The sequence below is a fragment of the Marivita sp. NO-S04 genome (assembly GCF_059070475.1).
Genome location: NZ_CM180980.1, coordinates 3,598,067 through 3,614,432, shown reverse-complemented (window position 1 = coordinate 3,614,432; position 16,366 = coordinate 3,598,067). Strand labels below are relative to the sequence as shown.

Annotated in this window: 13 protein-coding genes; 10 read left to right on the top strand and 3 right to left on the bottom strand. The window is 58.7% G+C overall.

From position 1 onward, the window contains the following. Positions 1-53 precede the first annotated feature (53 nt). Positions 54-2,234, bottom strand: a complete 2,181-nt coding sequence (katG, locus tag ACK3EW_RS18310) for a catalase/peroxidase HPI (RefSeq protein WP_493807308.1) — start codon at positions 2,232-2,234, stop codon at positions 54-56. A gap of 117 nt (positions 2,235-2,351) precedes the next feature. Here katG and ACK3EW_RS18305 point away from each other — a divergent pair, with 117 nt between their 5' ends. The 4 genes from ACK3EW_RS18305 to istB all read left to right on the top strand — a co-directional run bounded on the left by ACK3EW_RS18305 (position 2,352) and on the right by istB (position 5,992). After that, positions 2,352-3,251, top strand: coding sequence for a hydrogen peroxide-inducible genes activator (locus tag ACK3EW_RS18305; RefSeq protein ID WP_493807307.1), 900 nt, complete (start codon positions 2,352-2,354; stop codon positions 3,249-3,251). A gap of 77 nt (positions 3,252-3,328) precedes the next feature. After that, on the top strand, positions 3,329-3,685 hold the full coding sequence (locus tag ACK3EW_RS18300; protein WP_493807306.1) for a hypothetical protein: 357 nt from the start codon (positions 3,329-3,331) through the stop codon (positions 3,683-3,685). 46 nt (positions 3,686-3,731) lie between these two features. Beyond that, positions 3,732-5,228 carry an IS21 family transposase gene (istA, locus tag ACK3EW_RS18295; RefSeq protein ID WP_493809682.1) on the top strand — a complete coding sequence of 499 codons (1,497 nt, stop codon included), beginning with the start codon at positions 3,732-3,734 and terminating at the stop codon, positions 5,226-5,228. Next, complete coding sequence (gene istB / locus ACK3EW_RS18290) at positions 5,225-5,992, top strand: IS21-like element helper ATPase IstB (RefSeq protein WP_493806540.1); 768 nt, start codon at positions 5,225-5,227, stop codon at positions 5,990-5,992. The genes istA and istB overlap by 4 nt, the downstream gene beginning before the upstream one ends. Before the next feature lie 446 nt (positions 5,993-6,438). Here the strand turns inward: istB and ACK3EW_RS18285 are convergent, their stop codons facing one another. Further along, entirely contained in the window at positions 6,439-8,646 is a 2,208-nt protein-coding gene (locus ACK3EW_RS18285) for an NADP-dependent isocitrate dehydrogenase (RefSeq protein ID WP_493807305.1), read from the bottom strand. Positions 8,647-8,738: 92 nt separating this feature from the next. Beyond that, a complete protein-coding gene (locus tag ACK3EW_RS18280; protein ID WP_493807304.1) occupies positions 8,739-9,476 on the bottom strand; it encodes a metallophosphoesterase in 738 nt (245 codons plus the stop codon). Positions 9,477-9,652: 176 nt separating this feature from the next. Between ACK3EW_RS18280 and ACK3EW_RS18275 the strand changes: the two genes are divergently transcribed. From ACK3EW_RS18275 to bhcD, 6 genes are all read left to right on the top strand, one after another. Next, positions 9,653-10,657 (top strand): NAD-dependent epimerase/dehydratase family protein, encoded by a 1,005-nt coding sequence (locus ACK3EW_RS18275; protein ID WP_493807303.1) that lies wholly within the window; start codon positions 9,653-9,655, stop codon positions 10,655-10,657. Between the two features lie 131 nt (positions 10,658-10,788). Then, positions 10,789-11,622, top strand: a complete 834-nt coding sequence (locus ACK3EW_RS18270; protein WP_493807302.1) for a bifunctional allantoicase/(S)-ureidoglycine aminohydrolase — start codon at positions 10,789-10,791, stop codon at positions 11,620-11,622. 209 nt (positions 11,623-11,831) lie between these two features. Beyond that, positions 11,832-13,025: an L-aspartate--glyoxylate aminotransferase BhcA gene (gene bhcA, locus ACK3EW_RS18265; RefSeq protein WP_493807301.1), complete on the top strand. Its 1,194-nt coding sequence runs from the start codon at positions 11,832-11,834 to the stop codon at positions 13,023-13,025. Continuing rightward, a complete protein-coding gene (gene bhcB, locus ACK3EW_RS18260; protein ID WP_493807300.1) occupies positions 13,022-13,990 on the top strand; it encodes a beta-hydroxyaspartate dehydratase BhcB in 969 nt (322 codons plus the stop codon). The genes bhcA and bhcB overlap by 4 nt, the downstream gene beginning before the upstream one ends. A gap of 106 nt (positions 13,991-14,096) precedes the next feature. Then, on the top strand, positions 14,097-15,260 hold the full coding sequence (gene bhcC, locus ACK3EW_RS18255; protein WP_493807299.1) for a 3-hydroxy-D-aspartate aldolase BhcC: 1,164 nt from the start codon (positions 14,097-14,099) through the stop codon (positions 15,258-15,260). A gap of 136 nt (positions 15,261-15,396) precedes the next feature. After that, complete coding sequence (gene bhcD, locus ACK3EW_RS18250; protein WP_493807298.1) at positions 15,397-16,362, top strand: iminosuccinate reductase BhcD; 966 nt, start codon at positions 15,397-15,399, stop codon at positions 16,360-16,362. Positions 16,363-16,366 lie beyond the last annotated feature (4 nt).

The window sequence follows — 16,366 nt, the reverse complement described above, 5'->3', positions numbered from 1 at the left end:
GATATGAAAACTCCCGGGCATCATAGATGCCCGGGAGCGGTTTAAACGGTCAATCAGGCGACCAGATCGAAACGGTCCGCGTTCATCACCTTGGTCCACGCGTCGACGAAATCACGCGCGAATTTTTCGGCGTTGTCGTCTTGGGCATAAACTTCGGAATAGGCCCGCAGGATGGAGTTCGAACCCAGCACAAGGTCGATACTTGTCGCGGTCCACTTGACCTCATTGGTCTTGCGGTTGCGGATCTCGTATGTGCCGTCGTCCATCGGAACCCATGTGTAGGTCATATCCGTCAGATTGACGAAGAAGTCGTTCGTCAGCTGACCAACGCGGTCGGTGAACACGCCATGCGCGCTGCCGCCGTGGTTGGTGCCCAGCACACGCATGCCACCGATCAGAATGGTCATTTCGCGGGCAGTCAGACCTAGTAGCTGTGTCTTGTCGAGCGTCAGCTCTTCCATCGACACGGCATACTTTTCCCTCTGGAAGTTGCGGAAACCATCAACCAGTGGCTCCAGCACGTTGAAGCTATCCGCATCGGTCTGCTCGGCTGTGGCGTCGCCACGACCCGGCGCGAAGGGCACGTCGATGTTGTGACCTGCGGCCTTGAGCGACTGTTCCAGACCCACGTTACCAGCCAGAACGATCACGTCTGCGACGGATGCACCGGTTGCTGCTGCAATCGGCTCGAGGATGCCCAGCACTTTGGCCAGACGCTCGGGTTCGTTCGCAACCCAGTCTTTTTGCGGGGCAAGACGGATACGGGCGCCATTGGCACCGCCGCGCTTGTCCGACTGACGATAGGTGCGGGCACTGTCCCAAGCGGTTGCGATCATTTCGGCAGAGGTCAGACCGCTGTCAGCGATCTTGGCCTTCACCGCAGCCACATCGTAAGAGGTGCTGCCAGCCGGGATTGGGTCTTGCCAGATGAGGTCTTCCGCAGGCACGTCTGTACCGTAGTAGTTTGCCTTGGGCCCCATGTCGCGGTGGGTCAGCTTGAACCATGCGCGGGCAAAGGTGTCTGCGAAATACTCGGGGTCTGCGCGGAACTTCTGGCAGATCTCGTTGTAGATCGGGTCGACCTTCATCGCCATGTCGGCATCGGTCATCATCGGCATGTCCCGCTTGGACGGATCCGAGGCGTTCACCGGCTTCTTGTCTTCCGGCATGTCGACCGGCTCCCACTGGTTTGCACCGGCGGGGGATTTAGTCAGACGCCACTCGTAGTTGAAGAGGTAGTCGAAATAGCCCATGTCCCACTGCGTCGGGTGCTGGGTCCATGCGCCTTCGATCCCGGATGTGAACGCATTGGCTGCCTTGCCCTGATGGCCCGGGTTGGACCAGCCAAAGCCTTGGGAGTGCACTGGGCAGCCCTCGGGTGCGGCACCGATCTGGTCGGCCATGCCGCCACCGCCATGCGCCTTGCCGACGGTGTGTCCGCCACAGGTCAGAGCAGCAGTCTCTTCGTCGTTCATCGCCATACGGGCGAAGGTTTCGCGGACGTGCAATGCAGTGCGGGCCGGATCGGGTTGGCCGTTGACGCCTTCGGGGTTCACATAGATCAGGCCCATGTGCACAGCGGCGAGCGGGTTGTACATCGTCCCCGGCTCATCGAGATCGCCGTAACGGTTCTCGGACGGGGCGAGCCATTCGTCCTCGGCGCCCCAGTTGATGTCCGTCTCTGGCCCCCAAATGTCTTCGCGGCCAAAGCCAAAACCGAACGTCTTCAGGCCCATGGACTCATACGCCATGTTGCCCGCTAGGATGATCAGGTCCGCCCAGCTTAGCGCGTTGCCGTACTTCTTCTTTACCGGCCACAGCAGACGGCGCGCCTTGTCGAGGCTTGCGTTGTCGGGCCAGGAATTCAGCGGGGCAAAGCGGATGTTGCCGGACCCGGCACCGCCACGTCCGTCGCCCATGCGGTAGGACCCTGCCGAGTGCCACGCCAGGCGGATCATCAGGCCGCCGTAGTGACCCCAATCCGCTGGCCACCAGTCTTGACCATCGGTCATCAACGCCTGCACGTCGGCTTTCACTGCGTCGTAATCGAGGCCCTTCACCGCCTCACGATGGTTGTAGTCTTCGTCCATCGGGTTCGTGCGTGCGCCGTGCTGGTGCAGGATGTCGAGGTTCAGGGCACTGGGCCACCATTTGGTCACGCTGTTGCCGGTGCCGGTGTTGCCACCGTGCATGATGGGGCAGGCCCCTTTTTTATCGAGATTGTTGCCGTCCATGATCTTACTCCCTCGCAGTGAATCAGATGGGCAAGAACGCCCATTCTAGAATGGTTCTAACCACGGAGATCAATAATTTCCAATTGGATATTCAAAAAGAAATGATAAGTTTTTCAAATGATAGGATTGACCATCAAACAACTCAGATATTTCGATGCCTTAGCCCGGCATCAGCACTTTGGACGTGCCGCCGAGGCCTGCGCAATTTCGCAACCCGCATTGTCTTTGCAGATCAAGGAATTGGAAAACATGGCCGGGGCCACTTTGGTGGAGCGTGGTTCCCGCACGATACGCCTGACCGCCATTGGAGAAGATTTTGTCGCTAAGGCGCGGCAAGTTTTGTTGGGCATTGATGAACTGGAAGACCTGATGCGCGCCTCTCAGGGGCCGTTTGCCGGGCGGTTCCGGCTTGGTGTTATTCCGACGGTTGCGCCGTACCTCTTGCCCGACACGATCACGGCATTGACTGGACGGTTTCCTGATATCGACCTCGAACTGCGGGAATCGGTGACAAAGTCCCTGGTCGCGGACTTGCTCGAGTCGCGGCTGGATGCGGCTATTGTCGCGCTGCCGATTTCGGAACCCGCGTTACGGGAGTTCGCTTTGTTCCAGGAAGACTTCGTTCTGGTTCGGCCCAGCAAAGACGAAGACAAACCTGTGCCAAGCGCCGACATGCTTAAGACGATGCGCCTTTTGCTGCTTGAGGAGGGGCACTGTTTTCGTGATCAAGCTCTGTCGTTCTGCGAGATCACCAAGACCCAACCCAGACAACTCATGGAGGGCAGCTCGCTTTCGACCTTGGTGCAGATGGTTGGAGCGGGCATGGGGGTGACCCTGATCCCCGAAATGGCGGTCGCGCTGGAAACGCGGAACGCAAAAGTGTCGGTTGTGACGTTTGACGCCCCCAAACCTAGCCGAACGATCGGCATGGTGTGGCGGAAATCCAATCCGCTTGCTGATCAACTCATGGAAGTCGGCGCGATTGTGCGTGGGGTGGGACAGCAGATCAGGCAATAAATCGCCCTGCTGCATTAATGACTCACTCACCAAAAAAGCTTTTTTGGCGCGCAGGTTAACTTGCGAGATAGAAAATCGTGCTACACGCTCAAATTATGGGCGTTTTGAAAACTCTCTCATATGCTGCCAGTTTCACCTGCCTCGCCACCACGGCGGCGAAGCCTGACGAAGACCTTTTGCGCCGCGTGACAGACTGTGTTGGCCGATTGTCCGCTCAGATCGAACACCACTGGCTGCTGTCCGACAAACCGACCGAACAGATCGAAGTCCAGCGGGCGCATCTCGTCGATATTCTTGATGCGTTGGTCACCCCGAATAGCGCGACACAGATCCTGTCTAAACGGATCGACGCCAAGATGGCACACGCCACTGGAAACGGCGGTGCAAAATTAGGCCATGGTAGCGGCGGGATAGTCTCGCTGCGGGCGGAGTAAAATCCTGCCACTTTTCCCTTCTTGCATCGGCAGGGAGGGCGGGGAGATCTATACCGTGGAACTTTACAAGAAGGTTCGCTTGGCGTGTTCCGAGGGCATGAGCGCGCGGGCGGCGGCGAAGCATTTCAACATTTCGCGTGGGACGGTTGATAAGATGTTGGCCTTTTCGGTGCCGCCTGGCTACCGGCGGGACAAGCCGATCAGGCGGCCGAAGCTGGACGGGTTCACCGAGTTCATTGACGCCTGGCTTGAAGCCGACAAGGTCGTGCATCGCAAGCAGCGTCATACGGCCAAGCGGATATGGGAACGGCTTCAGGCCGAGCACGGCTTCACCGGAGGCTATACGATCGTCAAGGATTACGTGCGTGATCGCGAGCGGCGGACCCGGGAGATGTTTGTGCCGCTGGCTCATCCGCCGGGCCATGCTCAGGCCGATTTTGGCGAAGCGGTTGTCGTCATCGGCGGTGTCGAGCAGAAGGCGCACTTCTTCGTCATGGACCTGCCGCACAGCGATGCCTATTTCGTCCGGGCCTATCCAGCGGCGACGGCGGAGGCCTGGATAGACGGCCATGTCCGCGCGTTTGACTTCTTCGGCGGGGTGCCGCAGTCGGTGCTCTACGACAACGACCGCTGCCTGGTGTCGAAGATCCAACCGGACGGCACGCGCATCCGCGCCGCGCTGTTCAGCGGCTTGCAGTCGCATTACCTGTTTCGGGATCGCTATGGTCGGCCCGGGAAGGGGAACGACAAGGGCGCTGTCGAGGGGATGGTCGGCTACGCCCGCCGCAACCACATGGTGCCGATCCCCCACTTTGCCAGTTGGGACGATTTCAACGCAGACCTTGAAGGGCAGTGCCGCGCACGCCTGACGCGCATTCTTCGGGGTCACAAGGAGACGATCGGTGAGAGGTTGCAGCGCGATCTGGTCGCGATGCGCCCCCTGCCTGCCGCCCCGTTCGACGCCTGCGACCAAGCGGGCGGCAGGGTCAGCTCGCAGTCTCTCGTGCGCTATGACACCAACGATTACTCGGTCCCGGTCGCCTATGGCCACCAGGATGTCTGGATCCGCGGCTATGTCGATGAGGTCGTGATCGGCTGTCGCGGGGAGGTGATCGCCCGACACCCGCGCTGTTACGATCGCGAGGACATGATCTTTGATCCGGTTCACTACCTCCCGCTGATCGAGCGCAAGATCAATGCCTTGGACCAGGCCGCACCCTTGGCGGAATGGGACCTGCCCGAAGAGTTCCAGACTTTGCGCCGCCTGATGGAGGCGCGCATGCTCAAGATGGGGCGCCGCGAGTATGTGCAGGTGCTGCGTCTGCTCGAGACCTTCGAGATGGATGACCTGCATGCCGCCGTGAAGAAGGCCCTGAAGCTGGGCGCGGTCGGCTTCGACGCCGTGAAGCACCTCGTGCTTTGTCAGGTGGAGAAGCGCCCCCCGAGGCTTGATCTCGATGTCTACCCCTACTTGCCGCGGGCGAATGTCGAGACGACGCGGGCGGCCAGCTACATGGCCTTGATGTCGGAGGCGGCGGAATGACCGAGGCCCCGAAGATCCTGCTTGCCCACCATCTGAAGACGCTGAAGCTGCCCACATTCTTGCGGGAGCACGAGAAGGTTGCGCGTCAATGCGCCGCCGAAGGACTGGACCATGTCCAGTTCCTGTCGCGCCTCGTGGAACTGGAACTCATTGACCGCGAGCGGCGGATGGTCGAGCGCCGCATCAAGGCCGCGAAGTTCCCGGCCACCAAAAGCCTCGACAGCTTCGACTTCAAGGCGATCCCGAAGCTGAACAAGATGCAGGTGCTGGAACTGGGGCGTTGCGAATGGATCGACCGGCGTGAGAACGTGATCGCCCTCGGGCCCAGCGGAACCGGCAAAACCCACATTGCACTGGGCTTGGGACTGGCAGCCTGCCAGAAGGGCATGTCTGTCAGCTTCACCACCGCCGCCGCGCTGGTCAACGAGCTGATGGAGGCGCGAGACGAACGTCGGCTGCTGCGCGTCCAGAAGCAGATGGCTGCCGTGAAGCTGCTGATCATCGACGAGCTCGGATTCGTGCCCCTGTCCAAGACCGGCGCCGAGCTGCTTTTTGAGATGATCTCCCAGCGCTACGAGCGCGGCGCCACGCTGATCACCAGCAATCTGCCCTTCGATGAATGGACCGAGACCTTCGGCACCGAGCGGCTGACCGGCGCGCTCCTCGACCGGTTGACCCACCACGTCAACATCCTCGAGATGAACGGCGAAAGCTATCGCCTCGCGCAAAGCCGCGCACGCAAGCCCGGCGAAAACATCAACTGATCCAAAGCCCAGACTTGGACCTGACGGTCCAAGGCGGCCAGTCACCCGCCAGCTACATGGAGAGCGCGGCTGACTGGCCGCCGCTCATCACCCGCGTCCCGCGTAAACCCAAAGTGGCCCAGTTTTGCGCCGCCCCGTGGCCTAATTTTACTCCGCCGTTGACAGACGGTTCTCTCAAATCCGCGATTTAACGCGTGACCTGTACTCCGGGGTTGCCGAAGCCTGTTCAGACCGGTCTCTCAAGGTCAGCCTTCCGGCATGTGAGAGGAATGTCATTTGTCGTATCGCGGCATGGGAGTGACCCTTCCCGCTCAAAGCGCTTTGTGGCGGGGAAGGTGCATTGCGCGGGTTAAGAACTTGGAAATGCGGCGAGCGCTTGGCCCCGCGCTTCGAACGTGAAGCGCAAGCCCGTTCGAACGGGCTTGCGACCGTTGCACCGCCTGCTCTTAGCCGATGATCTCGTTCAGTTTGGCCGAGGGGCGCATCACTGCTGCGGTTTTTGTAGTATCGGTGTGGTAATACCCACCAAGATCCGCAGGTGCTCCCTGAGCCGCTTTCAGCTCTGATAGGATTGTCGCTTCGTTCTCAGCCAAAGCAGCCGCGATGGGTCCGAAATGGGCAGCCAAGTCGGAATCTTCAGACTGCGCCGCCAAGGCCTCGGCCCAGTAGCGGGCGAACCAGTAATGGCTGTCGCGGTTGTCCGGCTCACCAACTTTGCGCGAAGGCGACCGATTGTCATCGAGAATGCCCTGCGTCGCGGCGTCCACGGCTTTGCCGAGCACGCGGGCTTTTTCGTTGCTCCGCACATCCGCGAGGAACTGCAGGCTTTCGCCAAGTGCACAGAATTCGCCAAGGCTGTCCCAGCGCAGGTGGTTCTGTTCCACCAGCTGTTGCACGTGCTTCGGTGCTGAGCCGCCTGCGCCCGTTTCAAAAAGACCGCCGCCGTTCATCAGCTTCACGATGGACAGCATCTTGGCCGATGTGGCCAGTTCGAGGATCGGAAACAGGTCGGTCAGGTAGTCGCGCAGCACGTTGCCTGTAATCGCAATCGAGGTGTTGCCTGCCCGGATCGTTTCCAGTGACGCGCGGGTTGCTTCGCGTGGTGCCATGATTTTGAACGTGTCCGTCAGGCCTTTGGCCGCAAGGATCGGCGTAACGTATTTGATCAGTTCGGCATCATGTGCGCGGGTCGCATCCAGCCAGAAGATCGCTTCGCAGCCTTCGGCTTTCTGACGGTCGATGGCCAACTGCACCCAATCTTCGATTGGTGCTTTGCGGGTCGAGGCAGAGCGCCAGATGTCGCCCGTTTCGACCGCATGTTCGTGCAGTACCGTACCATCGCCGAGGATCATCTTGACCGTACCGTTGTGCGGGATTTCGAATGTGGTCGGATGCGAGCCGTATTCTTCAGCCTTTTGCGCCATCAGGCCGATGTTCTGCACTGTGCCCGCGGTTGCCGGGTCCAGTTTGCCGGTTTCCTTGAAGTAGTTGATCGTCTCTTCGTAGATCGGTGCATAAGAATTGTCGGGGATGACGCAGTTTGCATCGTGTTCTTTGCCGTCCGGCCCCCAACCTTTGCCGCCTGCGCGGATCAGGGCGGGCATGGAGGCGTCGACGATCACGTCCGAGGGTACGTGCAGGTTGGTGATGCCCTTGTCGGAATCCACCATGTACAACGGCGCGCGGTCGGCCAGCACTTTTTCGATTTCGGCTTTGACATCGGGCATGTTGTCGACATGAGCCATCAGATCACCAAGGCCCGAGTTCGGGTTGATGCCCGCAGCGGCCATCTGATCACCAAACTTGTCGAAAACAGGCTGAAGGTAGGCTTTGACCGCATGGCCAAAGATGATTGGGTCGGAGACCTTCATCATCGTCGCCTTGAGGTGAAGCGAGAAGAGCGAGCCTTCTTCCTTGGTCTTGGCGATCTCTTCGGCAAGGAAGGCGTCCAGCGCCTTTGCCGACATGAATGTCGCGTCGACAACGGTGCCTGCGGGATAGCTGAGACCGTCCTTCAGGACAGTTTCGGAACCGTCTTCACCGACCAGTACGATCTTTGCGGTGCTTTCTGCAGAGAGGGTCGCGGATTTCTCGTTCGAGCGGAAATCTCCACCGGTCATGGAGGACACGCGTGTCTTGCTGTCGGAAGACCAGTCGCCCATGCGGTGCGGGTTGTTCTGGGCATAGGCCTTGACCGCCTTGGCTGCGCGGCGGTCGGAGTTGCCTTCGCGCAGGACCGGGTTCACGGCAGAGCCTTTGATCGTGTCATACTTGGCTCGGGCTGCCTTTTCGGCATCCGTCTCGGGTGTTTCCGGGTAATCCGGCAGTGCATAGCCTTGGCTCTGCAGTTCCTTGATCGCGGCGACCAGCTGCGGCACTGATGCCGAGATGTTCGGCAGCTTGATCACATTCGCTTCGGGCGTCTTCACCAGTTGGCCAAGCTCTGCAAGGTCGTCGGACTGGCGCTGACCTTCGGTCAGGTGTTCGGGGAAGGTGGCAAGGATACGACCTGCCAGCGAAATGTCCTTGGTGCCGACGCTTACGCCCGCGGCGCTTGCGAATTTCTGGATGATCGGGAGGAACGAGGCCGAGGCCAGCTCGGGCGCTTCGTCTACCTTGGTATAGATGATGTCGGGGGTTGTGGAATCAGCCATGGGTCACGCCTTTCATGATTTGCCCATGCAATAGGCCAAACCAGCTGAGTCGTAAACAGCATACAGTGGTATACATTGCCGCAATCAGCGGTTCAGGTCGAAATGAACTCCACCCCGTCCGGCGCGAATACTGCGGCGGTCAATTGGCCGGTGGCGTAGGCGCCTGTGTCGATGGAAATGCGGCCGTCCTGCATCTTGGGTCTGTCAACGATCGTGTGACCGTGGACGATCCAGAACCCGTCTTCGCGCGGTTTTTTACGGAACTCGGGGTGTCCCCAGATGAATGTCTCAGGTGAATGCTCTTCGAGCGGTGTACTTGGATCCGCGCCCGCATGGACGACTGCCACGTTCCCGGACCATGCAATACAATCGAGTCCTGCGACCCACGCGACCATCTTTTCGCCCATTGTATCGTATAGATTATCTAGCGCGCGCGTCAGGCCTTCTGACCCGGATGAGTCGGTGACACCGGACACGCCAAAGCTGGCCAATGTTTGCAGGCCACCATTGCGAAGCCATCTGCGCCCGTGGCTTTCCGGCGACTTGAGGAAGTTCAGCATGAGTTGTTCATGATTGCCCATCAGCGATGTGATGCGATCATGCCCAATGACGTACTCGAGCACATCTTTGCTGTGGTCGCCGCGATCTATCAGGTCGCCGACGCAGATGATGCTCATGTCCTGCGGCAGGGCTTCGACCAAAGTGGTCAGCAGATCATAGCGGCCATGAATGTCTCCGATCACGCAAAACCGCGATTCCGGTTCAACCGGCTCGAAAACCACCTTGGGCTCGGAAGTTTTGCGTTTGCCGAAAAGGTTGGAGAACATCATGCAGTCTTCTTACTGGAGCGCCTGGCATTTGCCAGTTTTTTGGGCGTTTCTAAAGGAGAATATGGGGTCATCATTGTCAATACAAAGACCAGTGGCGATTTCATTTGGTGGTCGCCGTCTGTCATTCGTGCTAGGCGCGAGCACACTCCGAACGATCTCAAATACGAAACGGCTTTATGAAACGTGTTCTTGTCACCGGAACCGCCGGGTTTATTGGGTTCTATCTCGCGCGGCTTTTGCTGGATGAAGGCTTTGTTGTCCACGGCTATGATGCGATCACCGATTACTATGATGTGACGCTCAAGGAACGCCGTAACCAGATGTTGCTGCAATCTCCGGGCTACAGCTTTACCCATGCGACGCTAGAGGAGAACGGCACGTTTGACCGGGTCGCGGCTGAGTTCGCGCCGGACATTATTGTTCACCTCGCCGGTCAGGCCGGTGTGCGCTATTCGCTTGAGAATCCGCGCGCCTACTTGGACAGCAATCTGGTCGGTACGTTTAACGTTATGGAAGCCGCGCGTCAGTTGCAGGTTGAGCATCTGCTGATGGCGTCCACGTCGTCGGTATATGGCGCCAATGAAGAGATGCCGTTTCGCGAGACCGACAAGGCGGATACCCAGTTGACCTTCTACGCGGCAACGAAGAAGGCCAATGAGAGCATGGCGCATTCCTATGCGCATCTGTGGAACATCCCGACCACAATGTTTCGGTTCTTCACGGTCTATGGGCCTTGGGGGCGGCCCGATATGGCGCTCTTCAAGTTCACCAAGGGCATCTTTGAAGGCACGCCCATCGACATCTATAACCACGGCGACATGTATCGCGACTTTACTTATGTCGAAGATCTGGTGCGGGGTATTCGGCTGTTGATGGATGCGGTGCCCGGTGGGCCGGAAACCGCGGTTGATGGCGATACGCTTAGTCCTGCTGCGCCTTATCGGGTCGTAAACATCGGCAATTCTGACAAGGTGCGCCTGATGGATTTCATCGAGGCGATCGAGGCCGAGACCGGGATTGCAGCCAAGCGCAATTACATGGAGATGCAGAAGGGCGATGTGTTTGCCACGTGGGCCGATGCGTCCTTGCTGCGGAACCTGACGGGATATGCGCCCAAGACCGATGTGCGGGATGGGGTGGCGAAGTTTGTAAAGTGGTATCGGGACTATTACCGCGTCTGATGATTGATTGCGGTTACAAGGCAATCGCGGGCGATTATCAAAGAAAGCCGAAAAGTCTTGATTGCCGATAGGCATGGTCGGCTGGGCTGCGCGGCGCGATACTTGGGCAGCAGCAGCAGAGAGTATCGCGCATGACGACGTCTTATTACGCGCCCAAGGGTGGGCATCCGGGGCAGGATCAGCTTTTGACGGATCGCGCCATGTTTACCGAAGCCTATGCGGTGATCCCCAAAGGCACGATGCGGGACATCACCACGAGCTTTTTGCCGTTCTGGGACAACACCCGCCTTTGGGTGATCGCGCGTCCCATGACGGGCTTTGCCGAGACCTTTTCGCATTACATCATGGAAGTTGGCCCCGGTGGCGGGTCAGATCGTGCCGAGACCGATCCAGAGGCCGAGGGTGTGTTGTTTGTGGTCGAAGGGTCCATGAGCCTGACCGTGGGTGGCAAAACACATGAGATACTGCCCGGCGGTTATGCGTTCCTACCGCCTCAATCGGGTTGGACGCTGCGCAACACCGGGACAGAGCCTTTGCGCTTTCACTGGCTGCGCAAGGCTTATCAGGCGGTCGAGGGGTTGGATCATCCAGAGGTGATTGTGAAGAACGAGGCGGATGTTGCGCCTTCTCCGATGCCCGGTACGGACGGGAAGTGGGCGACGACCCGTTTTGTCGACCCAAACGACCTGCGCCATGACATGCATGTCACTATTGTGACGCTTGAACCCGGCGCGGTGATCCCGTTTCCCGAGACCCATGTGATGGAACACGGGCTCTATGTGCTTGAGGGTAAGGCGGTCTATCGGCTTAATCAGGATTGGGTCGAGGTCGAAGCGGGTGACTACATGTGGCTGCGCGCGTTCTGCCCGCAAGCTTGCTACGCAGGTGGACCGGGGCGGTTCCGGTATCTGCTCTACAAGGATGTAAACCGGCACATGCCGTTGCGCTTGGGCGCGGGGCGGTAAAGGCCTTCCGATTCTGTTTGAAATGGATGAAAAGCGCATCTTTTTGGAGGTGCGCTTTTGTTTTTCGAAAAATCATTTCATAAGATGAAAAAATTAACGCACTGATATCGCATATTTTTCTACTCTATCCAAAAATGAAAAATAATTTCGAAAAAATTGAACGCAGGGGCTGGATCGCGTAGGTTACGCTCAATTGGAGGAGATACACCATGAGTTTCCAGAACCCTGTTTTCATTCCCGGTCCGACAAACATCCCTGAATCGCTTCGCAAAGCGTGCGATATGCCGACCATCGACCATCGGTCGCCGCTGTTTGGACAAATCCTGCACCCTGCCCGCAAGGCGGTTCAGCAAATCCTGAAAAGCACCAGCGCTGAGGTGTTCATTTTCCCGGCGTCCGGTACGGGCGGATGGGAGACCGCGCTGACCAACACGCTTAGTGCGGGTGACACCGTTCTGGTGGCGCGCAATGGTATGTTCTCGCATCGCTGGATCGACATGTGCGAACGCTTTGGCCTTGATGTGATCATAGTGGACGTGGCCTGGGGTAAGGGTATCCCTGCCGACCGCTTCGAAGAGATCCTGACCAAAGACACGTCGCACCGGATCAAAGCGGTTCTGGCCACACACAACGAGACCGCGACTGGCGTTAAGTCCGACATTAGCGCGGTGCGCAAGGCTATGGATGCCGCCACACACCCGGCGCTTCTGATGGTGGACGGCGTATCTTCGATCGCGTCGATGGATTTCCGCTTTGACGACTGGGGCGTCGATGTTGCCGTGACGGGGTCACAAAAGGGCTTCATGCTGCCTGCGGGTCTGGCTATCGTCGGATTCAGCCAAAAGGCAATGGAGGCAACCAAGACAGCTGGTCTGTTCCGTACCTTCTTCGACGTGAACGACATGATGAAAGGCTATGCCAACAACGCGTATCCGTACACGCCCGCCGTTGGTCTGATGAACGGTCTCAACGAAGCCTGCCGCATGTTGCAAGCGGAAGGTTTGGAAAATGTGTTCGCCCGTCACACGCGCATGGCCGAAGGCGTGCGCGCGGCGGTTGATGCTTGGGGCCTAAAGCTGTGTGCCGAAACGCCGGATCTGTATTCCGATACCGTGTCGGCCATTCGCACTCCCGAAGGGTTCAACGCGACGGATATCGTGACCCATGCGGCCAGCGCCTATGGTGTTGCATTTGGTGTGGGTCTGGGTGAGGTCGCTGGCAAGGTGTTCCGCATCGGCCATCTTGGTAGCCTTACGGATGTGATGGCATTGTCCGGTATCGCCACTGCCGAAATGTGCATGGTGGACCTTGGGCTTGATATCAAGCTCGGGTCAGGGGTTGCCGCCGCTCAGGAATACTATCGGCATGGTTCCAAGATTGCAGCGAAGGTGGCCGCAGAATGAAAGACCTGGCTATGACTATCCCGACCTACGACGATATGCTGGCAGCGCATGAGCGCATCAAGCCGCATATCCGCCGCACGCCGGTCATGCAGTCTGATTACCTGAACGAGTTGACCGGCGCACAGTTGTTCTTCAAGTGCGAGAACTTTCAGGAGCCGGGTGCCTTTAAGGTGCGTGGTGGATCGAATGCAGTGTTTGGCCTGACCGATGAACAGGCGAAAAGGGGCGTCTGCACACATTCGTCAGGCAACCACGCTTTGTGCCTGTCCTATGCTGCCGGACGTCGCGGTATCCCGTGCAACGTGGTTATGCCGCGCACCGCACCGGAGGCCAAAAAGGACGCGGTGCGCCGTTATGGCGGCACGATCACCGAATGCGAGCCCTCGACCACTTCGCGCGAAGCTGTCTTTGCCGAAGTGCAGGCGCGCACCGGTGGTGAGTTTGTGCACCCCTACAACGACCCGCGCGTCATTGCCGGGCAAGGCACGTGTTCCAAGGAATTCATGGAGCAGACCGACGGTCTCGACATGATGGTGGCACCCATCGGGGGCGGGGGGATGATTTCCGGGACTTGCCTGACACTGTCGACACTGGCGCCGGAGGTCAAAATCATTGCCGCCGAGCCGGAACAGGCCGACGATGCCTATCGCAGCTTCAAGGCGGGGCATATCATCGCCGACGACGCACCCGAGACGATTGCTGATGGTCTCAAGGTGCCGCTCAAGGATCTGACTTGGCATTTCGTGTCGAACCATGTGTCCGACATCATGACTGCGTCAGAGCAAGAGATCATCGACGCGATGAAGATCACGTGGAAGTACCTGCGCATCGTGATGGAGCCGTCCTGCGCCGTCCCGCTTGCCGTGATCCTCAAGAACAAAGAAGCATTCGCCGGAAAGCGCGTCGGTGTCATCGTCACTGGTGGCAATGTCGACCTTGATAAACTGCCGTGGATGATGAGCTAAACGCTCTTTCCTCCATGCTGTGTTTCCTATAGGAAACTTCTAAGATTATACGACACATGCCGCTTCCGCGCGATGATCGGGTACGGCTTAAAATCGGAGAGACGCAATGAAAGACATGAGCATTCTGGACGACTTTGAAGTCGGTTTCGATATTCCTGCCAAGCCGGGCATGGCTGAGTCGGAGGTGCAGACGCCTTGCCTCGTGCTCGACCTTGACGCGCTTGAGCGCAACATCAAGAAGATGGGCGATTACGCCAAGGCGCACGGCATGCGTCACCGCGTGCACGGCAAGATGCACAAATCGGTGGACGTTGCATTGCTTCAGGTCGAACTGGGCGGCGCTTGCGGTGTTTGCTGTCAGAAGGTTTCTGAAGCTGAAGTGTTTGCGCGCAGCGGCATCAAAGACGTGCTGGTGTCGAACCAGGTGCGTGATCCGGCCAAAATCGACCGTCTGGCCCGTATGCCCAAGCTGGGCGCGCGGACGATCTGCTGTGTGGACGATCTGGCAAACGTCGCCGATCTGTCGGCAGCGGCGGTCAAGCATGGCACGCAGATCGAATGTCTAGTCGAGATCGACTGCGGCGCGGGCCGGTGCGGCGTGACGACCACGCCCGCGGTTGTCGAGATTGCCAAGGCGATCGATGCGGCAGAGGGTCTGAAGTTCGCCGGTATCCAAGCCTATCAGGGCGCGATGCAGCACATGGACTCGTATGAAGAGCGCAAGGCTAAGATCGACATCGCCGTGGCGCAGGTGAAAGATGCTGTCGACACGCTTAAGGCGGACGGCATCGAGTGTGACATCGTTGGTGGCGGCGGCACCGGGTCGTATTACTTCGAATCCAACTCGGGTGTGTATAACGAGCTTCAGTGCGGGTCCTACGCGTTCATGGACGCGGATTACGGCCGCATCCTCGACAAGGACGGCAAGCGCATCGACCAAGGTGAGTGGGAGAACGCGCTGTTCATCCTGACCTCGGTGATGAGCCACGCGAAGGCGGATAAGGCCATCGTTGATGCAGGCCTCAAGGCGCAGTCGGTTGATTCAGGCCTGCCGGTGATCTTTGGCCGTGACGACGTTCAGTACGTCAAATGCTCGGACGAGCATGGCGTCGTGATGGACACGGGTGGTGTTCTGAAGGTCAATGACAAGCTCAAGCTGGTGCCGGGCCATTGTGACCCGACCTGCAACGTGCACGACTGGTATGTCGGTGTGCGCAACGGGGTTGTGGAAACGGTCTGGCCGGTCTCGGCCCGCGGTCGCGCGTATTGATCTGGTTTCGGATCGGGCATGCCCGATCCGACTGGTTGGGGGTTCCACCCCCAAACCCCCGGCATATTTTTGAAAAGAAGAAGACAGGACGGTGCGCAGTGTGGACTGTCGCACCGTTTTTCATGAGGGAGAGACCATGTATATCGTTCCAGAAGCCTTGATCGCTGATCTGGTGTCACGCGAAGCCTCTTTCGAGGCGGTGGAGCAGGTGTTCGCCGCGATGGCGGCCAAGGATGCCTATAACTTCCCGGTGGTGCGCGAGGCGATTGGGCATGAAGATGCTTTGTACGGCTTTAAAGGCGGGTTCGACCGGGTTGGTGGGGCGCTGGGCCTGAAAGCCGGAGGCTACTGGCCGCACAACCTTGAAAAACGTGGGCTTATCAACCACCAGTCGACAGTTTTCCTCTTCGATCCCGATACGGGCAAGGTTCATGCGATGGTTGGCGGTAACCTTTTGACGGCGTTGCGGACGGCGGCGGCGTCTTCGGTGTCGATCAAGCATCTGGCGCGGGCGGATGCCAAGGTCATGGGTATGGTCGGCGCAGGCCATCAGGCGACCTTCCAGTTGCGCGCGGCATTGGAGCAGCGGTCGTTCGAAAAGGTGATCGGTTGGAACTACCATCCCGAGATGCTTCCGAATATCGAGAAGGTCGCGAAGGAGGCCGGTGTGCCGTTCGAGGCTGTTGATCTGCCGGGGATGCAAGAGGCGGATGTGATTATCTCGATCACCTCGGCGTTCTCTCCTTCGTTGATGGCCGATCATGTGAGTGCTGGCACGCATATCGCCTGCATGGGCACCGATACCAAAGGCAAGCAAGAGGTAGAGGCAGCGCTCTTGGTTAAGGCCAAGGTGTTCACGGATGAAGTGGCGCAGTCGATTTCCATCGGCGAGGCACAGCATGCGGTGGCCGCTGGGCTGATTGCAGAGAGCGATGTGATCGAGATTGGTGCCGTGATCAACGGTACCCATGAGGGGCGGACGTCGGACGCGGACATCACGCTGTTTGATGGCACAGGTGTCGGGCTTCAGGACTTGGCGGTTGCGTCCAAGGTTGTCGAGCTGGCGATTGAGCGTGGCGTGGCGATCGAGGTGGATTTCTGATCCG